The sequence below is a fragment of the Glycomyces artemisiae genome (genome assembly GCF_003002955.1).
GTDB lineage: Bacteria > Actinomycetota > Actinomycetes > Mycobacteriales > Micromonosporaceae > Glycomyces > Glycomyces artemisiae.
Genome location: NZ_PVTJ01000001.1, coordinates 558,426 through 583,371 on the forward strand (window position 1 = coordinate 558,426; position 24,946 = coordinate 583,371).

At 71.2% G+C, this 24,946-nt stretch carries 25 protein-coding genes; 24 read left to right on the forward strand and 1 reads right to left on the reverse strand.

From position 1 onward, the window contains the following. Position 1: 1 nt before the first annotated feature. From B0I28_RS02585 to B0I28_RS02595, 3 genes are all read left to right on the forward strand, one after another. Positions 2 to 1,114, forward strand: coding sequence for a UDP-N-acetylglucosamine--N-acetylmuramyl-(pentapeptide) pyrophosphoryl-undecaprenol N-acetylglucosamine transferase (locus B0I28_RS02585; RefSeq protein WP_106362231.1), 1,113 nt, complete (start codon positions 2 to 4; stop codon positions 1,112 to 1,114). Beyond that, entirely contained in the window at positions 1,111 to 2,520 is a 1,410-nt protein-coding gene (gene murC / locus B0I28_RS02590; protein WP_106362232.1) for a UDP-N-acetylmuramate--L-alanine ligase, read from the forward strand. Before B0I28_RS02585 ends, murC begins: the two co-directional genes overlap by 4 nt. 134 nt (positions 2,521 to 2,654) lie before the next feature. Continuing rightward, positions 2,655 to 5,762 (forward strand): COR domain-containing protein, encoded by a 3,108-nt coding sequence (locus B0I28_RS02595; RefSeq protein ID WP_181245610.1) that lies wholly within the window; start codon positions 2,655 to 2,657, stop codon positions 5,760 to 5,762. Between the two features lie 43 nt (positions 5,763 to 5,805). On the opposite strand, the gene B0I28_RS02600 is transcribed toward B0I28_RS02595, so the two are convergent. Continuing rightward, complete coding sequence (locus tag B0I28_RS02600) at positions 5,806 to 6,729, reverse strand: siderophore-interacting protein (protein ID WP_106362234.1); 924 nt, start codon at positions 6,727 to 6,729, stop codon at positions 5,806 to 5,808. 96 nt (positions 6,730 to 6,825) lie between these two features. Between B0I28_RS02600 and B0I28_RS02605 the strand changes: the two genes are divergently transcribed. The 21 genes from B0I28_RS02605 (at position 6,826) to B0I28_RS02700 (ending at position 24,912) form a co-directional block, all read left to right on the forward strand. Next, positions 6,826 to 7,560 carry a cell division protein FtsQ/DivIB gene (locus B0I28_RS02605; RefSeq protein ID WP_106362235.1) on the forward strand — a complete coding sequence of 245 codons (735 nt, stop codon included), beginning with the start codon at positions 6,826 to 6,828 and terminating at the stop codon, positions 7,558 to 7,560. Positions 7,561 to 7,649: 89 nt separating this feature from the next. Continuing rightward, a complete protein-coding gene (gene ftsZ / locus B0I28_RS02610) occupies positions 7,650 to 8,759 on the forward strand; it encodes a cell division protein FtsZ (RefSeq protein WP_106362236.1) in 1,110 nt (369 codons plus the stop codon). 81 nt (positions 8,760 to 8,840) lie between these two features. Then, the gene (locus tag B0I28_RS02615; RefSeq protein ID WP_106362237.1) at positions 8,841 to 9,548 is read left to right on the forward strand and encodes a YggS family pyridoxal phosphate-dependent enzyme; all 708 of its coding nucleotides are present in this window, start codon (positions 8,841 to 8,843) and stop codon (positions 9,546 to 9,548) included. Between the two features lie 138 nt (positions 9,549 to 9,686). Further along, complete coding sequence (locus B0I28_RS02620; protein ID WP_106362238.1) at positions 9,687 to 10,295, forward strand: cell division protein SepF; 609 nt, start codon at positions 9,687 to 9,689, stop codon at positions 10,293 to 10,295. A 22-nt stretch (positions 10,296 to 10,317) separates the two neighbouring features. Continuing rightward, entirely contained in the window at positions 10,318 to 10,611 is a 294-nt protein-coding gene (locus B0I28_RS02625) for a YggT family protein (protein WP_091043670.1), read from the forward strand. A gap of 82 nt (positions 10,612 to 10,693) precedes the next feature. Then, positions 10,694 to 11,680, forward strand: coding sequence for a DivIVA domain-containing protein (locus B0I28_RS02630; RefSeq protein WP_106362239.1), 987 nt, complete (start codon positions 10,694 to 10,696; stop codon positions 11,678 to 11,680). A gap of 261 nt (positions 11,681 to 11,941) precedes the next feature. Next, positions 11,942 to 12,556 carry a hypothetical protein gene (locus B0I28_RS02635; RefSeq protein WP_106362240.1) on the forward strand — a complete coding sequence of 205 codons (615 nt, stop codon included), beginning with the start codon at positions 11,942 to 11,944 and terminating at the stop codon, positions 12,554 to 12,556. A 377-nt stretch (positions 12,557 to 12,933) separates the two neighbouring features. Beyond that, a complete protein-coding gene (locus B0I28_RS02640) occupies positions 12,934 to 13,434 on the forward strand; it encodes a TraR/DksA family transcriptional regulator (protein WP_342761191.1) in 501 nt (166 codons plus the stop codon). A 161-nt stretch (positions 13,435 to 13,595) separates the two neighbouring features. Next, positions 13,596 to 14,054, forward strand: a complete 459-nt coding sequence (lspA, locus tag B0I28_RS02645) for a signal peptidase II (protein ID WP_245888872.1) — start codon at positions 13,596 to 13,598, stop codon at positions 14,052 to 14,054. Next, positions 14,051 to 14,998, forward strand: coding sequence for an RluA family pseudouridine synthase (locus B0I28_RS02650; RefSeq protein ID WP_106362243.1), 948 nt, complete (start codon positions 14,051 to 14,053; stop codon positions 14,996 to 14,998). Before lspA ends, B0I28_RS02650 begins: the two co-directional genes overlap by 4 nt. Before the next feature lie 221 nt (positions 14,999 to 15,219). After that, positions 15,220 to 16,329, forward strand: coding sequence for a MinD/ParA family ATP-binding protein (locus B0I28_RS02655; protein WP_219926512.1), 1,110 nt, complete (start codon positions 15,220 to 15,222; stop codon positions 16,327 to 16,329). Between the two features lie 59 nt (positions 16,330 to 16,388). Then, positions 16,389 to 17,045, forward strand: a complete 657-nt coding sequence (locus tag B0I28_RS02660; RefSeq protein ID WP_106362244.1) for a DUF2567 domain-containing protein — start codon at positions 16,389 to 16,391, stop codon at positions 17,043 to 17,045. A gap of 45 nt (positions 17,046 to 17,090) precedes the next feature. Further along, positions 17,091 to 18,401: a histidinol dehydrogenase gene (gene hisD, locus B0I28_RS02665; protein ID WP_106362245.1), complete on the forward strand. Its 1,311-nt coding sequence runs from the start codon at positions 17,091 to 17,093 to the stop codon at positions 18,399 to 18,401. Further along, entirely contained in the window at positions 18,398 to 19,501 is a 1,104-nt protein-coding gene (locus tag B0I28_RS02670) for a histidinol-phosphate transaminase (RefSeq protein WP_106362246.1), read from the forward strand. The genes hisD and B0I28_RS02670 overlap by 4 nt, the downstream gene beginning before the upstream one ends. Then, entirely contained in the window at positions 19,502 to 20,110 is a 609-nt protein-coding gene (gene hisB / locus B0I28_RS02675; RefSeq protein ID WP_106362247.1) for an imidazoleglycerol-phosphate dehydratase HisB, read from the forward strand. Then, entirely contained in the window at positions 20,107 to 20,265 is a 159-nt protein-coding gene (locus B0I28_RS27055) for a hypothetical protein (RefSeq protein WP_181245630.1), read from the forward strand. Before hisB ends, B0I28_RS27055 begins: the two co-directional genes overlap by 4 nt. Before the next feature lie 10 nt (positions 20,266 to 20,275). Further along, entirely contained in the window at positions 20,276 to 20,893 is a 618-nt protein-coding gene (gene hisH, locus B0I28_RS02680; protein WP_106362248.1) for an imidazole glycerol phosphate synthase subunit HisH, read from the forward strand. After that, complete coding sequence (priA, locus tag B0I28_RS02685; protein ID WP_106362249.1) at positions 20,890 to 21,618, forward strand: bifunctional 1-(5-phosphoribosyl)-5-((5-phosphoribosylamino)methylideneamino)imidazole-4-carboxamide isomerase/phosphoribosylanthranilate isomerase PriA; 729 nt, start codon at positions 20,890 to 20,892, stop codon at positions 21,616 to 21,618. The genes hisH and priA overlap by 4 nt, the downstream gene beginning before the upstream one ends. A gap of 17 nt (positions 21,619 to 21,635) precedes the next feature. After that, the gene (locus B0I28_RS02690) at positions 21,636 to 22,037 is read left to right on the forward strand and encodes a Rid family hydrolase (RefSeq protein WP_106362250.1); all 402 of its coding nucleotides are present in this window, start codon (positions 21,636 to 21,638) and stop codon (positions 22,035 to 22,037) included. 215 nt (positions 22,038 to 22,252) lie between these two features. Beyond that, complete coding sequence (icmA, locus tag B0I28_RS02695) at positions 22,253 to 23,980, forward strand: coenzyme B12-dependent isobutyryl-CoA mutase large subunit (RefSeq protein ID WP_106362251.1); 1,728 nt, start codon at positions 22,253 to 22,255, stop codon at positions 23,978 to 23,980. 128 nt (positions 23,981 to 24,108) lie between these two features. Then, a complete protein-coding gene (locus B0I28_RS02700) occupies positions 24,109 to 24,912 on the forward strand; it encodes an RNA polymerase sigma factor SigF (RefSeq protein WP_106362252.1) in 804 nt (267 codons plus the stop codon). Positions 24,913 to 24,946 lie beyond the last annotated feature (34 nt).

Genomic DNA, 24,946 nt, shown 5'->3' on the forward strand with positions numbered 1-24,946 from the left:
GTTGGCACAGCTTCGATCGGTCGTCCTCGCCGGCGGCGGCACCGGCGGCCACATCTACCCGCTCCTCGCCTACGCCGACTGCCTGCGCCGCCACGACCCCCACGTGCGCGTCACCTGCCTCGGCACCGAGAAGGGCCTGGAGAACGACCTCATCCCCAAGGCCGGGTACGACCTCCGCAACGTGCCCGCGCACCAGCTGCCGCGCAAGGTCAACCTCGACCTCCTCCTGACCGCGCCCCGGATGCTCAAGGCCATGAAGGCCACCCGCGACATCCTCGACGAGGTCCAGGCCGACGTCGTGGTCGGATTCGGCGGCTACGTCGCCGTCCCCGCCTACCTCGCCGCGTGGCGCCGCAAGACCCCCATGGTGATCTTCGAGTTCAACGACCCGCCCGGGGTCGCCAACAAGATGGCCCTGAAGTTCAGCGACAACCTCGCGCTCGGCTTCCCGCACCTCTCGCAGGCCTCGCCGATCCTCGCCGACGGCGAGTTCACCGGCGTGCCGCTGCGTCCGGCGATCAGCCACCTCGACCGCAACGCGCTGCGCGCCCAGGCATGCCAGTACTTCGGGCTCGACCCGCGGCGGCCCGTGCTGTTCGTGTACGGCGGCTCCCAGGGCGCGGCCTCGATCAACAACGCCGTCTCCGGTGCGGCGCAGATGCTCTCGCACCGCGGCGTGCAGGTCCTGCACATCACCGGCGCCCGCCGCGACGAGCCCGTCCACATCCCCGAGGGCCTGCCCGTCCCGTACCGGACGCTCCCGTACCTCGACCGCATGGACCTCGGCTACGCCGCCGCGGACATGGTCCTCGCGCGCGGCGGCTCCATGACCGTCGCCGAGGTCTCGGCGCTCGGCATCCCGACGGTGTTCGTCCCCATGCCGTGGGGCAACAAGGAGCAGTACCGCAACGCCGGGCCGGTCGTCGCCGCGGGCGGCGCGATGTTCTGCGACGACGAGAACCTCAGCCCCGGCTGGATCGCCGAGAACCTCATCCCGGTCATCACCGACCGGAACCGCGTCCTCCAGATGTCGCAGGCCGCGGCGGCCTTCGGGTCCCGCACCGGCGACGAGGCGCTCCGCAACTACACGCTGAAGGTGGTCTCCCAGGCATGAGCGATCCCAACGACCTGACCAGCCCGATCGACGAGGGCGTCACCGCCGAGGACCTCGGGCACGTGCTCTTCATCGGGGTCGGCGGGGTCGGCATGAACGGCCTCACGCGCCTGTACGCCACCCGCGGGCTCCCCGTGTCCGGCTCCGAGCTGAAGGACTGGCCCTCGCTGCCGGAGCTGGAGCGACTCGGCGTGACGATCCACCGCGAGCACGTCGCCTCCAACCTCGACGGCGTCGACACCGTCGTGCGCTCGACCGCGCACAACGACGAGCACCTCGAAGTCGCCGAGGCCCGCCGCCGCGGCATTCGCGTCTACCACCGCTCCGAGGCCCTCGCCGCCGCGATGACCGGACGCCGCTCGATCGTCGTCACCGGCACCCACGGCAAGACCACGACCACCGCGATCATCACGCAGATGCTCGAACACGCCGGGCTCGCGCCCTCGTACGTCAACGGCGGCGAGAACATCGGCGCGTACACCGGCGCCCACGGCTCCGGCGACCTGTTCGTCGCCGAAGCCGACGAGTCCGACCGCTCGTTCCTGCGCTACCGGCCCGAGGTCGGCATCGTCACCAATATCGACGTGGACCACCTGAACACCTACGGGGACATGGAGTCCCTGACCGAGGCGTTCGAGCGGTTCTGCCGCAACACGGACAAGGACGGCCTGCTCGTCCTGTGCGCCGACAACCCCGGCACGCTCGGGCTCGCGAAGAAGCTCCGCGCGGAGGGCCGCACCGTCGCGACCTACGGGTTCAGCGACGGCGCGGACGTGCAGCTCGGCGACGTCGAGTCCAGTGTGGACGGCGTGGACTATACGGTCCTCTACGAGCAGCAGGTCCTCGGCCGCTTCCACCTGCCGATGCCCGGCCGCCACATCGCCCTCAACTCGACCGCCGCCATCGCCGTGGGCCTGTACCTCGGCCTCGAACCGGAGGACATCGCCGCCGGGATCGCCGCCTTCGGAGGGGTCAAGCGCCGCTTCGAGAAGCGCGGCGAGAAGGACGGCTACGCGGTCTTCGACGAGTACGCGTACCACCCGACCGCGATGACCGAGGCCGTGAAGACCCTCAAGGAGGTCGCCGGGGACGGCCGCCTCATCGTGGTCTTCCAGCCCTACCGCGCCTACCGCACCATCGCGATGCGCGAGGAGATCGCCGCCGCGCTCTCCCTCGCCGACAAGGTCGTCGTCATGGAGATCTTCGGCCCCGGCGAGGAGATCCCCGAAGGCGAAGGGGGACAAACGCTCCTGGACGCCATCGCGCTCCACGCCGACGACAAGGTCTTCGTCCCCGAATGGGACGACGTCCCCGCCGCCGTCGCGGCCCTCGCCTCCGAAGGCGACGTCGTCGTCACCATGGGCGCCCCGCCCGTCTCCCTCATGCCCGACGACCTCCTGCGCTGACGACTCGACGACGGGGCGGTGCCGGTCCGGCACCGCCCCGTCGTCGTGCTCCCGCTTGTAACCGGGAGGTCGCCTTCGGTGGGTACCATGTTGCCCCCGAACGCCATCCCACCCCCCCGGCAGGTGACCGCACCATGTCCGTCAAGAGGCTCATCGCGGACGCGAAACGCTCCGGCCGCACCCGGCTCGACCTCTCCCGCAGGAACCTCACCGCAGTCCCCGAAGCCGTTCGGGGGCTCACGAACCTCACCGAACTCGACCTCTCCGTCAACGGCCTGACCCGCCTCCCCGACTGGATCGGGGAGCTCACCGCGCTCACCAGCCTCAACCTGTACGGCAACCGCCTCGCCGCCCTGCCCGAGTCCGCCGGCGGGCTCGACCGGCTCGCGTGGCTCAACGCCGGCGACAACCAGCTCACCGCGCTCCCCGCGTCCATCGGGCGGCTCGCCGCCCTCACCCGGCTCGATCTCGACCTCAACCGGATCACCGCGCTCCCGGGCTCCATCGGCCGCCTCACGCGCCTCGCACGGCTCGACCTGTTCCGCAACCGCCTCACCGACCTCCCCGTCGCCCTCGAACGGCTCCAGGCGCTCACGTGGCTCGACGCGGGCGACAACCGCTTCGGGACCCTCCCCGCGCCCATCACCGCGCTCACCGGCCTCACCTGGCTCGAACTGTCCCGCGTCGGCCTCACCGAACTGCCCGACGCGATCGGCCGCCTCGTCAACCTCATCCACCTGGGCCTGGGCGACAACCGGCTCACCACCCTGCCCCGCTCGATCGCCTCGCTCACCGCCCTCGACCGCCTCAACCTCAACGGCAACCAGTTCAAGGAGCTGCCCGAGCACATCGGCGCCCTCACCGAGCTCAGCCGCCTCGACGTCGAGGGCAACGGCCTGCGCGCCCTGCCCCGCTCCCTGTTCCGCCTCGACAAGCTCGCCGTGCTCCACCTCGACGGGAACCTCCTACCCGCCGAGCAGCGCGGCGCCGCCGAGACCGGCCTGCCCGAACTGCGCAAGCTCATCGAGCGCACCGACGTCGAAGGCGCCGACTTCCGCGAGTCGAAGCTCGTGCTCGTCGGCGAAGGCGAGGTCGGCAAGAGCTCCCTCCTCGCCGCCATGCGCGGCGAGCCCTTCAACCCCGACCGCGGCTCCACCCACGGCATCGAGGTGAAGACCCTCGAACTCGCCGGGCCCGGCGCCGACCCCGCCGACGCGATCTCCTTGAACGCCTGGGACTTCGGCGGCCAGAAGGCCTACCGCCCCACGCACCAGCTGTTCTTCACCGCGCCCGCCGTCTACGTCGTCGTGTGGAAGGCCCGCCAGGGCCCCATGCAGGGCTTCGTCGACTACTGGATCGACCTGATCCGCCGCCGCACCAGCGACGCGAACGTGAAGATCCACGTCGTCGCCACCCACGTCGACGCCGAGGGCCAGCACCCCAAGATCGACCAGGCCGGCATCAGGGAGCGCCACGGCGACCTCGTCGGCGGCTTCCACTTCATCGACTCCGCCACCGGCACCGGCATCCCCGCCCTCAAAGCAGCCCTGTGGGAGTCCGCCGCCGCGATGCCCCAGATCGAGCGCGAGGTCCCCGCCAGCTGGAGGAACCTGCGCCGCAACCTCATCGAGAGCGGCGAGTCCTACCTCGAATACGACGCCTACGAGCGCCGCGCCGACGCGTTCGGCCTCGACGCCGACGCCGCCCGCGCCCTCGCCCGCATCGCCACCCAGCTCGGCTACTGGATCCACTACCCCGAGATCCCCGGCCTCGACGACATCGTGGTCCTCAAGGGCGACTGGCTCTCCACCGCCGTCAGCCTCGTCCTCGACGACCCCGCCGCCGCGGCCGCCAACGGCCTCGTCGCCCACCCGCGCCTCGGCGACCTGTGGGACGACCCCGGCCGCGGCCCCCGCTACCGCTACGACCCGAAGTTCCACCCGGCCCTGGTGCAGCTCATGGAGAAGTACGACATCTCCTACCGCATCGCCCGCGAGCCGGGCCGCCCCGAGTCGAGCCTCATCGCGCAGCTCCTCGACGAGGCCCCGCCCCCGCTCGACGACGTGTGGCACGCGTTCGGCCCGCGCCTCGCCCGCGACGCGCAGCTGTGCGAGTTCCTCGACGCCAACGGCGCCAAGGCCGTCCCCGAGGGCCTCATGCACCAGCTCATCGTGCGCTGGCACCGCCGCTCCCTCGGCCGCGAGCGCTTCGAGGACTCCGTCCACTGGCACAGCGGCTTCGTCATCGAACCGGACCCGTTCTCGCGGGCCCTGGTCCGCCTGGAGGGACAGCGCCTGCGCATCGAAGTGAAGGCCGTCTACCCCGAGCAGTTCCTCCACGAGTTCGTGCGGGACCTGGAGGCGTACGCGGGCGAGCTGTGGCCCGGCCTGCGGCTCAAGCGGCTCGTGCCGTGCGCGGGCGTGTGCATCGACCCCGAGGTCTCGGAAGCGGGCCTGTTCGGCATGGAGCGGCTGCTGTCGCGGCGCCGCCTCGGCAAGAAGACCGCGGAGTGCCGCCGCTGCTGGCAGGACGTGCCGATCGACGCGCTCCTGCACCGCCGACCCGCCGACGACGAGCCCGACGAGGCCCCCGGCGCGCCGCAGGGGCTCGACGCGATCGAGCAGTGGACGCGGACCCAGGAAGAGCTGCGGAAGATCATCGGCCTGCTCTCCGACGAGGCGGTCCAGGGACCGCGGTTCTACACGGTCGAGCTGCGGGACAAGGGGTCCTGGGCGAAGCGGCTGACGCACGTCGGCATCCGGGTGGTCCTGTGGTGCGAGCACTCGCAGCTGCCGCTGTACGTCCTCGACGGCGACCCGTCGAGCGGCGTGTTCGACATCGACGTGCCGCGCGAGTGGCTGCTGAAGTCGGCGCCGCTGATCCGCCGCACCCTGAAGGTCCTGTGGTCGACGGTCCTGCCGGGCGGGTCGGTCGCGCTGGACCTGCTCATGCCGTCGTTCGACCCGGCCGCGATCGAGAACCACCTGGAGCTCGCGGAGGAGTCCTTCAAGGTGATCGCCGAGGTCGGGGAGGACGCGCTGGCGGCCGAGCAGCCGTGGGCCGCGGGTTCGGGGAGCGCCCGTTCGGGCGCGGAGCTGCGGCGCCTGCACGCGTTCCTCAACAAGACCGACCCGGGCTACGGGGGCCTCGAACGGGTCCAGGACCGGGGGCGGTTCCTGTGGGTGCACCGGCGGTTCGCGGGGGAGTACGAGCCGGGCGTGCCGACCTTCGACGCCACATGACGAAGGGGCGGGCGCTGAGCGCCCGCCCCTGCTTCAAAGCCGTTCAGTCCCAGGGCATCCCGTTGCGCCAGTAGCCCATGAACGCGCCGGACTCCTTCGGCAGGCCCAGCTCCTTGCGGATGGTGAAGCGGAGGGTCTTGACGACGCCGGTCTCGGCGGCGATCCAGACGTACGCGCCCGCGGTGACGGGTTCCTGCGGGGCGTCCCAGATCATCTCCTCGCCGGTCTCCTCGAACTCGCCGCGGGCGCCGAAGTCCATGGCGCGGGCGGCGTCGGTGACGGCGGGGACGAGCTTGTCGCCCCAGACGGCGCCTTCGCGGGGCAGCCAGTGGACCTCGACCTCTTCGGGGGCGTCGAGTTCGAGGACGTCGGCGGCGGTGGGGATCTCGATGTAGACCTTGCCGCGGGCGGTGACCGGGAGGTCCTCCAGGATCGCGGCGATGGCGGGGGCCGCCGTCTCGTCGCCTGCGATCAAGAGGTCCGCGCCCTCGGGCGCGTGGAAGTCGACGCCGCCGTGGGGGCCGTCGTAGCGGGCGTCGGGGCCGAGGAGCAGGAGCTCGTCGCCGACCTGGACGGTCTGGAGCCAGCGCAGGGCCGGGCCGCAGTGCTCGTTCGCGCCGGCCTCGTGGACGACCATGTCGACGTCGACTTCGCCGAGTTCGGGGCGGACGGCGCGCACGGTGTAGGTGCGCACCCCGCACTGCTCCTGCTCGGGGAGGGCGCGCAGCTCGGAGTACCAGCGCTCGGAGCGGGGCATCTTGTCGAAGCCGCACGCGGGGGCGGGGAAGATGAGCTTGAACCGCTGGTCGTTCCCGTTGTCCGCGAAGTGGGCGAGGGACTCCCCGGCGAACGTCACCCGAAGGAAGGAGGGGCTGAGGCGCCGCAGCGCCCGCACTTCCCCGGGGAAGATGTCGAACGCCCGGACGGTCTGCTCCGGTGCCGCTTCGGCCTGTGTCTGCGTCGCCACGCGCTGCCCCTCCTTGAGGTTTAGGATTGCCTAACCTTATCCGAAGGTGCGGCGTGCCGCCACCGTCAGGTGGCCCGCCCGTGCCATGATCGGTGCATGCGCGGCTCCGAAGATCCGGCCGGGCCCGGTCCCTGGCGACTGGTCCACGTGGTGCGCCGCGGCCTGCCCGACAAGAGATTGAGGTACACGGTCCTCGGCCTGCTGGCCCTGTTCCTGGCCTCACTGCTCGTGCTGTGGACCGTGCCGTGGTTCCAGGTGCAGCGCATCGAGGTCGAGGGGACCTCGGTGCTCGACCCGGCGGAGGTCCAGGCGCTCGGCCAAGGGGCCCTTGGCGATCCGCTGCTCGGCGCCGACCTGGACTCGCTCGCGTCGGCGGTCGCGGGGCTCGCGCCGGTGAAGTCGGTGGACGTCACCCGGTCGTGGCCGGACGCGCTGCGCGTGGACGTCACGGAACGCGAGCCGTATATGGCCGTTCCGTCGGGCGACGAGACTTTTCTCATGGTCGATTCCGAAGGTGTGGCATTCGACGAGACCGATTCGCCTTCCGGTTCTGTATGGATAGTCGAACTCGACGATCCGTCACCGGACGACCTCGCCACGGTGGAGACCCTGAAGGTCCTCGAATCGCTCCCCGCGAGCCTGGCCGACGAGGTCGAACACGTCGAATCGCCGTCCCCCGCGGGGGTGACGCTGTTCCTCGAAGGTGGACGGACGCTCACGTGGGGCGACGGTTCCGAGGGGGAGCAGAAGGCCGAGGTCGCCGATCGATTGCTCGCGGTCGGGTACGAACATGTCGATGTCAGCGCACCAGATGCCCCCACTGTGAGTTAGCGTTAAGGGGGAGCGGGTGTGCGTGCGTGCTTGGGCGCATCCCGTTTGTCGCACCCAGGGCCGCGCGAAGGGGAAGGAAGGCAGCCGCGATGACACCACCGCACAACTACCTCGCCGTCATCAAAGTCGTTGGAGTCGGAGGCGGCGGCGTCAATGCTGTCAACCGGATGATCGAGGCGGGCCTCAAGGGCGTCGAGTTCATCGCCATCAACACCGACGCCCAGGCGCTCCTGATGAGCGACGCCGACGTCAAGCTCGACGTCGGCCGCGAGCTGACCCGCGGCCTCGGCGCGGGCGCGAATCCCGAAGTGGGCGCGAAGGCCTGCGAGGACCACCGCGACGAGATCGAGGAAGTCCTCAAGGGAGCCGACATGGTCTTCGTGACCTGCGGCGAGGGCGGCGGCACCGGAACCGGTGGCGCACCGGTCATCGCGAACATCGCCCGCAAGCTCGGCGCGCTCACGATCGGCGTGGTCACCCGGCCGTTCGCCTTCGAGGGCAAGCGCCGCCAGACCCAGGCGGTCTCGGGGATAGAGGATCTGCGGAACGAGTGCGACACGCTGATCGTCATCCCGAACGACCGCCTGCTCCACCTCGGCGACCGCTCCATCTCCATGATGGACGCCTTCCGCCTCGCCGACCAGGTGCTGCTCTCCGGTGTCCAGGGCATCACCGACCTCATCACCACGCCCGGCCTCATCAACCTCGACTTCGCCGACGTCAAGAGCGTCATGTCCGGCGCCGGGTCGGCGCTCATGGGCATCGGGTCGGCGCGCGGCGAGAACCGCGCGGTCGAGGCGGCGCGCGCGGCGATCGAGTCGCCGCTGCTTGAGCAGAGCATGGAAGGCGCGCGCGGCGTGCTCCTGTCGATCGCGGGCGGCTCGGACCTCGGCCTGTTCGAGATCAACGACGCGGCCGAGCTCGTCTCGGACTGCGCGCACACCGACGCGAACATCATCTTCGGCGCCGTCATCGACGACGCCCTGGGTGAAGAGGCGCGGGTGACCGTGATCGCCGCGGGCTTCGACACCGACGACTCGGAGTTCGAACTGGCGCAGCCGCCGCGGATCTCGGCCCTGCCCGAGCAGAAGCCCGAGCCGGTCCGCGAGGCCCGTCCCGAGCCCGAGCGCGAGTCCGGCGCGGGCAAGGTCCTGTTCGACGACGTCGACGTCCCCTCCTTCCTCAAAGAGGGCTTCTAGCGGCGGCGCTCCGTCGAGTCCCTGAAGCGACTCGGCGGACCGCCGCCCGCAGCCCCGCACGCACCACCCACGAGGACCGCCTTGAGCACTGAAGCCCGCCGAGTCCAGTTGCAGGACAGCCTGAACCGGACGCGCGAGGCCATCGCCGACGCCTGCGAGCGCGCGGGCCGCCCCCGCGACGCGGTCCGGCTCGTGGTCGTCACCAAGACCTTTCCCGCGCTCGACGCCGCCACGCTCGTGGAACTGGGCCAGGCCGACCTGGGGGAGAACCGCGACCAGGAGGCCGCGCCGAAGGCCGCCGAGCTCGCCCGCCGCGGTCTGGAACCGGTGTGGCACTTCGTGGGGCAGCTCCAGCGCAACAAGGCCCGCTCGGTCGCCGCGTACGCCGACTGGGTGCATTCGGTCGACCGCGCGAGCCTCGCCGACGCCCTCGACAAGGCCGCCGCGGCGCACGGCCGCCGCCTCAGTGCACTCGTCCAGGTGAGCCTCGACGGGGACACCGCCCGCGGCGGCGTCGCCGCCGCGGACGTCGAGCCGCTCGCGGCGCACCTCGCGTCGCTCGACTCGATCGACCTCAAGGGAGTCATGGCCGTCGCCCCCATCGGCTGGGACCCCGCGAAAGCCTTTGCGCTGCTGGCGGAGTCCTCCGCGGCCGTGCGCCGCGTCGACCCGGCCGCGACCGAGGTCTCGGCGGGCATGAGCGGCGACTTCCGCGAGGCCGTCGCGGGCGGGGCCACAATGGTCAGACTGGGGAGAAACGTCCTCGGCGAACGTGAACCGATGGCGTAAGGTATACGGCAGTAAAGGGATCTTTGCCGCGGCCGTTCATTCACGTCCGCGGAAAAACACATCCGTGTAAGGAGTCGGCGCTAGGATGAGTCCGCGTACCTGACTCAACAGGGGCGGCCCGAGGAGGGAGCAGGATCGATGGGCGCGATGCGGAAGGCAGGCATCTGGCTCGGCCTCATCGAGGACGAGGAGGAGCGCGGCTACAACGGCTATGAGCAGAACGACGAGTTCGCCGAGGAGCCGGCCCCGGCCGCGGCGACCCGCGCGCGGGGGTCCCAGCGGACCACCGGCCGCGTCGGCCGCCCCGCCGAGGAGCGCCGCATCGAGGAGCGCCGTCTCGACGACCGCAGCCCCGTCCGCCAGCTCAACCGCGGCTCCGGCTCGGTCACCCCGCTGACGCGCGACAACCTCGCGCTCGCCGAGCCCTCCACGATCCGGCCCGTGCCGGCCGAGGAGGAGTCGCCCGCGAACTACCGGATCACCACGCTCCACCCGACGACGTACAACGAGGCGCGCACCATCGGCGAGCGCTACCGCGACGGCACGCCGGTCATCATGAACCTCTCGGAGATGGAGGAGGCCGACGCCAAGCGCCTGGTCGACTTCGCCGCCGGGTTGATCTTCGGCACCCGCGGCTCGTTCGAGCGGGTGACGAACCGTGTGTTCCTCCTCTCGCCGCCTCACGTTCAGGTGACGGCGGAGGACAAGGCGAAGATCGCCGAGGGCGGGTTCTTCAACCAGTCGTGACCGGGCGGATAGACTCCGTACCGTGAACCTGGCACTCCAGCTCGTCTACTTGGCGCTCTTCGCGTTCTACCTGTTCCTACTGGCTCGCCTGGTGTGCAGCGTGGTGGTCCAGTTCTCCCGCCGCTGGGAGCCCGGCCCCCGGGCCGCGGCCCTGCTGGAGACGGTCTACAGCGTGACCGACCCTCCCCTGAAGGGGTTGAGGAAGGTGATACCCCCTCTCAGGCTTGGTACTGTATCGATTGATCTGGCGTTCCTGGCGCTGCTCCTGATCGTGTGGATCCTGATGGACTTCGTGATCGCGGGATTCATCTCCTAGCAGTTCCGGGCGGGGGTGCACGGCACGGTTATCGTGTCGGGTGGCCTTGTGCGCCAGGCGAACAGCTGAGAAGGAGTTTCGAATGCCGCTGACCCCAGCCGACGTTCACAACGTCACGTTCAAGAAACCCATGCTCGGAAAGCGCGGATACGACGAGGACGAGGTCGACGGTTTCCTCGACGAGGTCGAGCGCGAACTCGCTCGCCTCAGCGATGAGAACGGCGAGCTTCGCGCCCAGCTCGACAGCCTCCGCGCCGGTGCTCCCCCCGGAGCCGCCGACCACGCCGAGATGGCCGCCGCACTCGACCGGGTGCAGCGGGAGAAGCACGCCATGGAGCAGCAGCTCCAGGAGCTCGACGGCGAGCTGCACGAGATGCACCAGCAGATGGTCGCCGCGCAGCAGCAGGCCCAGCAGCTCCAGCAGGAACTGGCCCAGCGCGGCCCCCAGCAGGAGGCGTCCGCCCCCGCCGGGGCCGGCGGCGAGCAGGAGGCCCTGCGCCTTCTCATGGTCGCCCAGCGCACCGCCGACGAGCACCTGGAGGACTCCCGCCGGGAGGCCGACACGCTTTTGAGCGAGGCCCAGCGCGAGTCGCAGACGATGGTCGCCGAGGCGCAGCGCGAGGCGCAGACGATGGTCGACCAGGCCAAGCGCGAGTCCACCACCATGGTCGCCCAGGCCCAGCGCGAGTCGAAGACCATGGTCACCGAGGCCCAGCGCGACGCCGACACGATGGTCACCGAGGCCCGCACGCAGGCCGAGGACCTCGTGGGCCAGGCCCGCGACCGGGCCGAGCGCATGGAGATGGAAGCCGAGGAGGAGCGCCAGAAGGTCATCGGCCAGCTGGAGGAGTCCCGCACGTCCCTGCTCCACAACATCGAGGAGCTCAAGACCTTCGAGCGCGAGTACCGCACCCGCCTCAAGCTCTACCTCGAAAGCCAGCTGCGCGACCTGAACGGCCAGCAGGGCCGCACCCAGGAGGAGGCCTTCGAGGAGGCCCAGCGCGAGACCGGCGGGAACGAGCGCACCGGCGCCCGCTCCGCGTTCGTCATGCAGGGCGGCCGAGGCTGACCCCACTCCCGCCTCCCCGGGAGCCGCGCGTGCCGAGGCAGGGTCGCGCTGTGCGACATTGGCACGCCTGCGGGCATAACCTGAACGGGGATCGCCTCGTTATCCATGGGTGAGCGGGTGAGGGCGCCGGTGTCCCGAGTACGGGACGCCCGGGCCGCCCTCACCGCCGCCACCACCATGCGTTAGCGATCCGCGGTCCCCTCGGGGCCCGCGGTAGGACCGCGCGAGGGCTCCGCCGCCCCGCGCAGGGGAGGACACGACGTGATCGTCAGCAGCCTGCTGATCCTCGTCATAGCCGCGGTCTTGCTGGTCACTGGCATGATCACCGGGAACGACCAGTTGCTGGTCTCGTCGATCACCGCGAGCCTCGCCGCGGGGATCGCGCTCTACGTCGGCATCCGCGGGAGGGGCGCCAAGCGCCCGCGCATCGCCTCCCAGCGGACCGCCCGGCCCGCCGCCGACGACGACACGCAGCAGTTCCGGCGCATCGGCGCCGACGACAGCCCCACCACGGAGCTGCCGCTCATCGAAGGCAAGGTCTTCGAGTCCACCGACTACGCCGTCGACCGCGACCCGGAGCTGCGCTTCGAGGAGCCGCCGCGGCAGGCGACCAGCCACCGGGCCCCCGAGTCCCTCGCGGACGAGCCCACCGAGCAGCGCATGTCCAGCATCGAGGCCGCGGGCCTCATGCGCCTGGACACCGAGGTCGCCGTGATCGACGGGCGGCCCCGCTTCCACCACTCCTCGTGCGCGCACCTCACCGGCCGCGACCACGAGCCGCTCCCCGTCTCCGAGGCCCTCGAACTCGGGTTCACGCCGTGCGCGATGTGCGAGCCCGCCTCGCGCCTCCTCATGGTCCCTGTCGCGGGGCGCTGAACGCTGACGCACAGTCCGGGGTCAAGTTCTCGAAGTAATTGACCTAGTTGCAGGTCTTGCGTATCCTGTGTGCTTAATTGCGCGGCAGGCTCCCGCCTCGGCGGGGCCTGGCGCGCATTGTCCTCGTTTCGGCGAGGTCGTCAGGAGTACGCGAACTCGGGAGCCGCGATGCCGAACGCCCGACGCAGGGCACTGCCGAGGCCCCCGCGTGTCCCGACGACACCGGAACCCGAGCCGACATACCCCTCCAGAGGCGCGTCATGAGTCCAGCCAAGAAGACCCAGAAGCAGGCCGCGAAGCAGACGGTCGCCAAGAGCGCCAAGAAGAGCGCGGTGAAGAAGGCGCCGGTGAAGAAGGCGGCGGCCAAGAAGGCGGCGGTGAAGAAGACCGCCGCCGCGGGCCGCGCGACGCCCGCGAAGAAGACCGTCAAGAAATCGGTCAAGAAGGCCCCGGCGAAGCCCGCGGCCAAGGCCGCCGCGCCTCCCCCGGCGGCGCCCGAGACCGACCACGCGCCGCGCACCGAGAGCGAGCAGGCGGAGCTGCGCGCCGCGCTCAAGGAGCGGCTCGACGAGCTCGTCGCCGAGCAGCGCCGCTACTCCGACTCCATCGCCGTCGCCCAGCGCGAGCGCTTGAGCGACACCGCGGGGGACGACCAGATCGACTCCGGCTCCAAGACCGTCGAGCACGAGCACGAAGTGGCCGTGGCCGGTTCGCTCTCCGAGCGCATCCGCCAGGTCAGCCACGCCCTCGAACGCATCGACGAGGGCGGCTACGGCTTCTGTGAGAAGTGCGGCAAGCCCATCCCGGCGGCGCGTCTGGCCGCCTTCCCGTCCGCTACCCTCTGCGTCAGTTGCAAACAGCTTGAGGAGCGACGCTGAGCGAGGACACCCAGCCCGGGGCCGACGACGGCCCCGGCCCCGACGACACCACCCCCGACCCCGAGCCCCAGGCGCCCGCGAGGCGCCGGCGGCCCGGCCTGACGCTGGCCGCGCTGCTCATCGCCGCGGTCGCCGTCGGCCTGGACCAGTGGACGAAGTACCTGGCCGAGGCCAACCTCGACCCGCAGGAGCCCGTGCGCATCCTCGGCGGCCTGGTCTACCTGAGCCTCACCTGGAACTCCGGGGCCGCGTTCAGCCTCGGCACCGGCTACACGTGGATCTTCACGATCGTCGCCTCGGCGGTCGTCGTGTTCCTCGTCCTCCTGTCCCGGAAGATCGTGTACCCGGGCTGGGCGATCGCGATCGGCCTAGTCCTCGGCGGCGCCGCCGGGAACCTCGTCGACCGGTACTTCCGCGAGCCCGGGTTCGCCCACGGCCACGTCGTCGACTTCATCAGCGTCTTCAAGCCCTTCGCCGAGGCCTTCCCCATCTTCAACCTCGCCGACTCGGCGCTGTGCTGCGGCGTCGTCCTCATCGTGCTCCTCGAACTCACCGGCCACGGCTTCTCGCCCGAGGCCCGCAAGAAGCCCGCCCCCGACGGCGCGAAGGCGGACGCATGAGCGCCGACGGGCGCCAGACCCGGTCGCTGCCGGTCCCCGAGGGCTTCGAGGGCCAGCGGATCGACCAGGTCGTGTCCCGGCTCCTGGGGCTCTCGCGCACCGTCGCCGCCGAGCTCGTCACCGCCGGGGACGTCACCCTCGACGGCTCGCCGTGCGCCACCAAGTCCGAGCGCGTCTCCGCGGGCGCCTGGCTGGAGGTCGTCCTCCCGCCGCCGCCCGAGGACGTGCGCGCCCGCGTCGAAGAGCCCGTCGCGGGCCTCGACGTGGTCTTCGACGACGAGGACATCGTCGTCGTCGCCAAGCCCGTCGGCGTCGCCGCGCATCCCAGCCCCGGCTGGACCGGCCCCACCGTCACCGGCGGCCTCGCCGCCGCCGGGTACCGGCTCTCCTCCTACGGCGCCGACGAGCGCCAGGGGATCGTCCACCGCCTCGACGTGGGCACCTCCGGGCTCATGGTCGTCGCCAAGAGCGAGCGCGCCTACTCGGAACTCAAGCGCGCCTTCAAGGAGCGCCGCGTCTCCAAGCGCTACCGGGCCGTCGCCCAGGGCCACCCCGACCCGCTGTCGGGCACCATCGACGCCCCGATCGGGCGCCACCCGCGCCACGACTACAAGTGGGCCGTGGTCGCCGACGGCAAGCCCAGCGTCACCCACTACGACACGATCGAGGTCTTCCCCGGCGCGTCCCTCATGGACCTCGGCCTGGAGACCGGCCGCACCCACCAGATCCGCGTCCACTTCTCCGCGCTCGGCCACCCGCTCGCGGGCGACCTCACCTACGGCGCCGACCCCGTCCTCGCCGAGCGGCTCGGCCTGACCAGGCAGTGGCTCCACGCCTACCGCCTGGAGTTCGTCCACCCCGGAACCGGCCGCGCGGTCACCTTCACGAGTGATTACCCGGACGACCTGGAGACGGCGCTGGCGCGGTTGCGAGCGGACCAATAGGAAGCCACTAGACTGGTTCCAGGCGCCCGCCGCATCGCCGGGGCGGACGTAACGCACGCCTCACCCCCGGGCCGGAACGGTCCGCGATTCGCAACGGGCCTTGAGGAATCGTTGTGTTCTAATAGTCGCGGGTGGTAACGGCGCCCGGTCGGGGCGACGCGGGACCGCGAGCCGCCCTGCCCGCGGACCGGTCCACCGCAACGGTCGAGAGGAGGTCGCACGTGAACACGCCCGAGGCTTGGAGCAACGACCGCAGCAACGACGGCTCACGCTGGCAGAAACTGCTCGGTCGCGGCCGCGGCGGTCGCGCCGGCGGCGCCCAGCAGACCCCCACGCCCCCGCCCCGCGAGTCCTACCCGCCCTCGCCGCCCGTCGGCCCGCCGCCGGGCCAGGCGCACTACTCGGTGCCGACCGCGGGCCGCCGCCCGCCGGTGGCGACGCAGACCCCGCCGAGCGCCGCGCAGATGACCCAGCCGATCCGCCCCCAGCAGGGCCTGCCGCCGCAGCCGCGCCAGCCGCAGCCCTCGGCCGAGCCCAGCCCGGTCGCGCTCCAGCGGCTCCGCCGCGACCTCGGCCGCAGCCGCGTCATCGCGTTCATCAACCCCAAGGGCGGCGTCCACAAGACCACCGCCACGGTCCTGTCCGCCGCGGCCATGGGCACCGCCCGCGGCGGCGGCGTGATCGCCTGGGACGACAACGAACTGCGCGGGACGCTCGGCCTGCGCGCCGGGTCCGCCCGGCACGGGCGCACCATCCGCCACCTCGTGGAGCACCTCGACCAGGTCGAGGCCGCGGGCGTCCACCTGCCCGAGCACCTCGACGAGTTCCTGCGCCACTCCTCCGACGGCTCGTTCGACGTGCTCGCCGGGGACGAGGACCCGAAGCTCCAGCGCCGCCTCGACCCGACCACGGTCCTGCGCGTGCTCGACATCCTCACGCGCACCCACAACATCGTGTGCATCGACACCGGCAACAACGTCGAGTCCCCGAACTGGCGCACCGTCGTCTCCTCGGTGGACCGGCTCGTGGTCACCACGGTGCCCCGCGAGGACGCCGCGTTCTCCGCGGACTGGATGCTCGACCACCTCGAAGAGGGCGGCTACGGCAACCTCGTCAAGAACGCGGTGACGCTCCTGTCGATGCCCACCCCGAACCCGGGCCCGCTCCTGCACGACCTCCAGCGGCACTTCTCGCAGCGGACCCGCGCGTGCGCGGTCGTCCCCTACGACCCGTCCCTGGAACCGGGAGCGAAGATCGAGTTCTCGGCCCTGCGGCCGGAGACCCGCGCCGCCTGGTTCGAGGCGGCGGCGACGATCGTGGACGGTCTGTAACTGCAGCGTCCACCGAACACGCCACCGCCCCCCGAGCCCGCTGTGGCAGGATTCCAGGCGTGACCGACGAAGCGACCCCGGCATCCCCCAGCACCGATCCGCACGTCTACGGCGGCCCGCCCGCACGGTCGCCGCGCACGGTCGGCCGGGACCTGCTCGCCGCGGGCGCCCTCGCCGTGGTCCTCACCGCGCTCGGCTTCCCCGCCGCGATGCTCTGGCAGATCGTCACCCCGCGCGTCGAGTTCGTCGTCGTGGACGGCGGCTGGCTCCCCACCGAGACCTACCCCGACGGGTACATCGAAGGCGACCTCATGTTCGCCGGGATCGGCCTGGTCCTCGGGATCGTCGCCGCGATCGCCGCGTGGTCGGCGATGCGCGAGCGCCGCGGCCCGCTGCTGCTCCTGGGCCTGGTCATCGGCTCGATCGCCTGCCAGGTCGTGGCCTGGAAGATCGGTGCGAACGAGTGGCAGCAGTTCTGGGACGCCGTGGAGCGCGCCCCCGTCGGCGTCCACATGTTCCGGCCCCCGTCGGTCCTGTTCGTCGAGCTCGACCCGGCCGCCGCGTGGGACGCGCTGAAGGTCGGGCATCTCACAACCGCGCTCGACTCGCTCCAGCTCGGGGCCCTCGCCGTGATGGCCCTCGCCGCGACCTTCACTTACACGGTCTGCGCAGGTTGGTCACGTCGTCCCAGCCTTCGTACGGACGCTCCCGAATAGCGGTATGCCCTTTGACCTGGAATTGCGGGTGACTACGCTTGGAGCGTGCTCAGACGCATCGACCTTTCAGGAGAAATCGCCGGCTACCCGGTCCGCGCCCTGCGCGGGCTGATGCCGCGCGCCGAGCTCGACGTGAACGCGGCCCTGGCGCAGATCCAGCCGCTCCTCGACGACATCGCCCACCGCGGGACCGCCGCCGTGGTCGAGATCGTCGAGCGCTTCGACGGCGTGCATCTTGAGCACCTGCGCGTTCCCGAGGCCGCGATCAAGGCCGCCGTCGCCGAGCTCGACCCCGGGCTGCGCCGCGCCTACGAGACCTCCATCGACCGGGTCCGCACCGCGCACCGGGCCCAGCGCCTCCCCGACAGCACCACCGAGGTCGCCCCGGGCGGCACGGTCACCGAGCGGTACCTGCCGGTCGGCCGCGTCGGCCTGTACGCGCCCGGCGGCCTCGCCGTCCTCGCCTCGTCGGTGATCATGAACGCCGTCCCCGCGCAGATCGCGGGCGTCGAGTCGATCGCGCTGGCCTCCCCGGCCCAGAAGACCAACGGCGGCCTGCCCGACCAGGGCATCCTCGCCGTCGCCGGGCTCCTCGGCATCGACGAGGTCTACGCCGTCGGCGGGCCCGCCGCGATCGGCATGTTCACCTATGGCACTGACGAGTGCGACCCGGTGGACATGATCACCGGGCCCGGGAACATCTACGTCACCGCCGCGAAGCGCGCCGTGCGCGGCCTCGTCGGCATCGATGCCGAGGCCGGGACCACCGAGATCGCGGTCATCGCTGACGCCGGGGCCGACCCGGTCCACGTCGCGGTCGACCTGATCAGCCAGGCCGAGCACGACCCGGCCGCCGCCTCGGTGCTCATCACCGACTCCGCGGCCCTCGCCGACGCCGTCGACGCCGAGCTGGAGCGCCGCGCGCCCGAGACCCGGCACGCCCAGCGGATCATGACCGCGCTCGCGGGGGAGCAGTCGGGGACGATCCTCGTCGCCGACATCGACGAGGCCGTCGCCGTCGCCGACGCGTACGCCGCCGAGCACCTGGAGATCCAGACTGCGAACGCCCGCGAGGTGGCCCTGCGCATCCGCAACGCCGGGGCGATCTTCGTCGGCCCGTACTCGCCGGTGTCCCTCGGCGACTACTGCGCCGGGTCGAACCACGTGCTGCCGACCGGCGGGTGCGCCCGCCACTCGGCGGGGCTCAGCGTGCACACGTTCCTGCGCGCGGTCCACCTCATCGACTACTCCCGCGAGGCCCTTGAGGTCGTCGCGGACGACGTGGTCGCCTTCGCGGTCTCCGAGGACCTCCCGTCGCACGGCGAGGCCGTGTCCGCCAGATTCGAGGCGAAATGACAGAGATCGAGAACCTGCTCCGCGCGGATCTGCGCGGGCAGTCGCCGTACGGCGCACCGCAGCTCGACGTCCCGGTCCAGTTGAACACCAACGAGAACGCCTTCGCCATCCCCGAGGACGTGGCCGCCGTGGTGGCCGAGTTCATCGGCCGGGAGCTGCGCGGCCTCAACCGCTACCCCGACCGCGACGCGGTCGCGCTGCGCACCGACCTGGCTGCCTACCTCGGCCACGGGCTCACCGCCGACCACGTGTGGGCCGCCAACGGCTCCAACGAGATCCTCCAGCAGCTGCTCCAGGCGTTCGGCGGGCCGGGCCGCACCGTGCTCGGCTTCATGCCGTCGTACTCGATGCACCCGCTGCTCGCCCGCGGCACCGGCACCGCGTTCATCGACGGCGGCCGCGAGGACGACTACACGCTCAGCCCCGCGTACGTGCGCGCCGCGATCGAGGAGCACGACCCCGACCTGGTCTTCCTCGTCTCGCCGAACAACCCGACCGGGACCGCCCTCGACGCCGAGGTCATCGACGCCGCCTACGAGGCCGCGCGCGGCCTCGTCGTCATCGACGAGGCGTACGCCGAGTTCGCCCGCGACCCCGGCTCGACGGCCCTCGGCCGCCTCGCGGGCCGCAAGCGCCTGGTCGTCACCCGGACCCTCTCGAAGGCGTTCGCGTTCGCCGGGGCCCGCGTCGGCTACCTCGCCGCCGATCCCGAACTCGTCGAGAAGCTCCTCCTGGTGCGCCTGCCGTACCACCTGTCGAGCATCACGCAGGCCGCCGCCCGCGGCGCCCTCGCCTGCACCGCGCAGCTCCAGGCCGAGGTCGACGAGCTGAAGCACCAGCGCGACCGGATCGTGAAGAGCCTGCGCGCCAAGGGACTCCCCGTCGCCGACTCCGACGCGAACTTCGTGCTCGTCGGCGGTTTCAAGGACGCCGCCGTCGTGTGGCGCGCGATCCTCGACCAGGGCGTCCTCATCCGCGACGTCGGCCTCCCCGGCCGCCTCCGCATCACGGCCGGGACCGAGGAGGAGACCACCGCGCTCCTCGACGCGTTCGACGCCGTTCTGACCGATCGCCCTGAATTGTTCGAGGAGAGCAAGTAAGTGAGCCGCACCGCGCACATCGTCCGCACCACCGGTGAGACCAGCGTCGACGTCTACGTCGACCTCGACGGCACCGACAAGGTCGTCGACATCGCCACCGGCGTCGGCTTCTACGACCACATGCTCCACCAGCTCGGCAAGCACGGCGGCTTCGACCTCAAGATCGCCGTCAAGGGCGACCTCCACATCGACGCGCACCACACCATGGAGGACACCGCGATCGCGCTCGGCCAGGCGTTCGCCGGGGCCCTCGGCGACAAGGCCGGGGTGGTCCGCTTCGCCGACGCCTCCGTGCCGCTCGACGAGGTGCTCGCGCGCGCCGTCGTGGACCTCTCGGGCCGCCCGTACATGGTCCACGAGGAGCCCATGGACATCGCGCCGATGATCAACACGGACTACCCGACGTCGATGACCCGCCACATCCTCGAATCGTTCGCGTACCACGCCCGGATCTGCCTGCACGTCACCGTGCTCCGCGCCGCCAACCCCGGCCAGAAGCCCGACGCGCACCACGTCATCGAGGCCCAGTTCAAGGCCCTCGCGCGGGCCCTGAAGTACGCGACCCGCATCGACGGCACCGACATCCCCTCCACCAAGGGGGTCCTGTGAGCTGGGCCGGGCCGATCCTCCTCATGGCGCTCGCCGGCATCCTCGTCGGCGGCGCGGTGAGCCTGCGCCGCAACGGGAAGCTCCCCGCCGCGGTCGTCACCGGGATCCTCGCCGCCGCCGCGTTCGGCGGCGGCCTGTACCTCGTCTACGGGTAAGGGGGACAAGGTGACCAAGCCGAAAGTGGTCCTCTTCGACTACGGCTCGGGCAATCTGCGCTCCGCGTTCCGGGCACTCGAACGCGCAGGCGGCGACGTCCAGCTTACGAGCGACCTCGACGCGGCCCGCCGCGCGGACGGGCTCGTCGTCCCGGGCGTCGGAGCCTACGCGGCCTGCATGGAAGGCGTCCTCAAGAGCGGCGTCGACGCCGTGATCCGCGAACGGGTCGCCGCCGATGCACCCGTGCTCGGCATCTGCGTCGGCGAGCAGGTCCTCTTCGCGGAGGGCATCGAGCACGGCGTGGAGACCGCCGGGGTCGGCGTCCTCGAAGGCCGCGTGGAGCTGCTCGACGCGCCGCGCATCCCGCACATGGGCTGGAACACCGTGCGCGCCGACGCCGGGATGCGCCTGTTCGCCGGGATCGGCCCCGAGGAGCGCTTCTACTTCGTGCACTCCTACGCCGCCAAGGCGAAGCCCGCGGGCTCGCTGGTCGCGGTGTGCGAGCACGGTGAGCCGTTCATCGCCGCAGTGGAGCGCGGTGCGCTCGCCGCCACCCAGTTCCACCCCGAGAAGTCCGGCGACGCCGGGTACGCACTGCTGACCAACTGGATTCGAGGATTGTCATGACCGAGCTCCAACTCCTGCCCGCCGTCGACGTCACCGGCGGCAAGGCCGTCCAGCTCGTCCAGGGCGTCGCGGGCTCGGGCAAGCAGTACGGCGACCCGCTGGAAGCGGCCCTCGAATGGCAGCGCCAGGGCGCCGAGTGGCTCCACCTCGTGGACCTCGACGCGGCCTTCGGGCGCGGCTCGAACCACGAGCTGCTCGCCCAGGTGGCCGCGAAGGTCGACATGCAGGTGGAGCTGTCCGGCGGCATCCGCGACGACGAGACCCTCAAGCGCGCCTTGGCCTCCGGGGTTCGCCGCGTCAACATCGGCACCGCCGCGCTCGAAGACCCCGAGTGGTGCGACCGCATCTGCGGCGAGTACGGCGACCGCGTCGCGATCGGCCTCGACGTCAAGGGCGGGCGCCTCGCCGCGCGCGGGTGGACCCGCGAGGGCGGCGAGCTGTTCGAGACTCTGGAGCGGCTGGAGCGCGCCGGGTGCGCGCGGTACGTGGTGACCGACGTGAACTCGGACGGGATGCTCTCGGGGCCGAACCTGGACCTGCTCCGCAGCGTCTGCGAGGCCACCGACAAGCCCGTGATCGCCTCCGGCGGGGTGTCCTCTCTGGACGACCTGCGGGCGCTGGCCGGGCTCGTGGACGCGGGCGTCGAGGGCGCGATCGTGGGAACGGCGCTGTACGAGCGTAACTTCACGGTCGCTGAAGCGTTGAACCTCCTGAAGGGTATGTAGCTCAAGGGGAGGCGCGCATGGCACTGGTCGAACGGGTTCCTGAGACCGGGCCGTGGGCGCAGCTCTACGGGTATTCGCGCGCCGTGGCCGTGGGCCCGCTCGTGGTCACGAGCGCGTGCACCGCCGACGTCGAGGCGCGGCCGCACCTGGAGGGCGATCCCGCCGGGCAGGCCCGCGAGGCGTTCCGGACCGCGCTCGACGCGATGGTCCACGCGGGCGCCGGGGTCTCCGACGTCGTGCGCTCCCGCCTCTACGTGACCGACCCGGCCCACGCCGACCCGGTGGGCCGGGTCCACGGCGAGTTCTTCGGCGTCGTCCTCCCTACGGCCACCGTCGTGATCGTGACGGGCCTGTTCCACCCCGGCCAGCTCGTGGCCGTCGAGCTGGAGGCGTTCCGCGCCTGGCGCGACATCGACTAGCCGCGAAGCGACCTCATGTTGCAGCGGGTGTCGGACCCTGCGCGTAGGGTTCAAAACAAGGGGACCCCCGGACGCCCGATTTGCGGAGACGCTCCCAGTTGATGTTGGATCATTTGGGGAGTTATGCCACCTGTCGGCTTAACGACCGTTCAGTAGTATTGGCTGTGAGTCCGACCGAAGGCTCGCCGTAGTCTCGCCAAAAGTGAGGTGTCACCGTGGACGCTGAAGAGATCGCCGAAGGCCGCGAGCGCTGGGCCAAGCGCTATGCCTCCGCCGCCAAACGCGACGCCGACTTCACGACCCTGTCGGGTCTCGAAGTCGAGCCCGTTTACGGACCGCCCGAAGGGGTCGACGACCCGCGGATGGGCCGCATCGGCTGGCCCGGCGAGTTCCCGTACACGCGCGGGCTCTACCCGACCGGCTACCGCGGCCGCCAGTGGACCATCCGGCAGTTCTCCGGTTTCGGCAACGCCGAGCAGACGAACGCCCGCTACAAGATGCTCCTCGGCGCGGGCGGCGGCGGCCTGTCCGTGGCGTTCGACATGCCCACGCTCATGGGCCGCGACTCCGACGAGCCCGCCTCCCTCGGGGAGGTCGGCCACTGCGGCGTCGCCATCGACTCCACCGCCGACATGGACCGGCTCTTCGACGGGATCGGCCTCGGCGGCGTCACCACCTCGATGACCATCTCCGGGCCCGCGGTCCCGATCTTCTGCATGTACCTCGCCGCGGCCGAGCGCCAGGGGGTCGACCTCTCGACCCTCGACGGGACGCTCCAGACCGACATCCACAAGGAGTACATCGCGCAGAAGGAGTGGCTGTTCCCGCCCGAGCCGCACCTGCGCCTCATCGGCGACCTCATGGCCTACTGCGCCGAGCACATCCCGCGCTACAAGCCGCTCTCGGTCTCCGGCTACCACATCCGCGAGGCCGGATCGACTGCGGCGCAAGAACTCGCGTTCACCCTTGCCGACGGGTTCTCCTATGTGGAACTCGGTTTGTCGCGGGGCCTCGACGTGGACGTGTTCGCGCCGGGCCTGTCGTTCTTCTTCGACGCGCACATCGACTTCTTCGAGGAGGTCGCGAAGTTCCGCGCGGCCCGCCGCATCTGGGCCAAGTGGCTGCGCGACGTCTACGGTGCCGAGACCGAACGCGCGCAATGGCTCCGGTTCCACACCCAGACCGCCGGGGTCTCGCTGACCGCGCAGCAGCCGTACAACAACGTGGTGCGCACCGCCGTCGAGGCGCTCGCGGCCGTCATGGGCGGCACGAACTCCTTGCACACCAACGCGCTCGACGAGACGCTCGCGCTCCCCACCGACCAGGCCGCGGAGATCGCGCTGCGCACCCAGGCGGTGCTGCGCGACGAGACCGGCGTGACGAACGTGGCCGACCCGCTCGGCGGCTCCTGGTACGTCGAGGCGCTCACCGACAAGATCGAGGCCGAGGCCGAGGACCTGTTCCTCCAGATCCTGGCTCTCGGCGGCGAGACCGGCGACAACGCGGCCGACGTGGCCCGCGAAGCGGCCGGACGCCACGAGATCGGGCCCGTCACCTCCGGCATCCTCCGCGGCATCGAGGACGGGTGGTTCAATGCCCAGATCGCCGAATCGGCCTTCACGTACCAGCAGCAGCTCGAAGATGGCACGAAGCACATCGTGGGCGTCACCGAGCTGACGAACACCGTCACCGCCGACCTGGAGATCCTCCGCGTCTCCGGCGAGGTCGAGCAGGGCCAGAACGCGCTCCTCGCGGAGCGCCGTGCGGGCCGCGACAACGCCGCGGTCGAGCGGGCGCTCGCCGACATCGTCACGGCCGCAAGGGGGACCGCGAACCTCATCGAGCCGATCCTCCAGGCGGCCCGCGTGGAGGCCACGCTCGGGGAGATCTGCGGGGCGCTGCGCGACGAATGGGGCGAATACCGGGAAAACGCTGCCATTTAACGCCTAACGCAATATTCATCCGGCGGCATTGATCTTGCGCGCGAAACGGTGTAACAATGGGGTGTCAAGTACCCATACGGGGCAACATGCTTCAAACCGATGTCCATTGGGGGCAGGAGGGCGATCGCATGGGAGACAACAACACCGAAAGCAAGCGGCGCGGCTCGGACGAGTACGGCCATCTGGCGCCGCTGTTCCGGGAGCTGGCCGGCCTCGACGCGGACGACCCGCGGCGGGCCGAGGTCAGGGAGCGGCTCGTCACCGGGCACCTCCCGCTCGCGGAGCACATCGCCCAGCGGTTCTCGGGCAAGGGGATCGCGAAGGACGATCTGGTGCAGGTCGCGTCCGTGGGCCTGATCCACGCGGTCGACCGCTTCGACCCCTATCAGGGGTCGGACTTCCTTTCCTACGCGGTGCCGACCGTGATGGGCGAGGTCAGAAGGCATTTCCGCGACACGAGCTGGCCAATGCGGGTCCCGCGGCGGCTCCAGGAGCTGCGGATCGCGGTGAACCGCGCGGGCGCGGAGCTGTCGCAGCGGCTGGGCCGACCGCCGAACGACGCCGAACTGGCCGACCACCTCGGCATCACCGAGACGGAGGTCCAGGAGGGCTACGAGGCCAGACAGGCGTACCGGGCGGTCTCGCTCGACGAGGCGCCGTTCGCCGACGAGGACGCGCCGCGCATCGGCGACGCCATCGGCGGCGAGGACGCCGCGCTCGGCCTGGTCGAGGACCACGAGTCGCTGGTGCCGCTCATCCAGGAGCTCCCGGAGCGGGAGCAGAGGATCCTGGCGCTGCGGTACTTCGGCGACATGACGCAGACGCAGATCGCCGAGGAGGTGGGGATCTCGCAGATGCACGTCTCGCGGCTCCTGCACCGCACGCTCGGCGAGCTCCGCGAGGGCCTGGAGCAGACCACCGAGACCGAATAGCTCTGAGAGAACGGGGGCGGCGGAGCGATCCGCC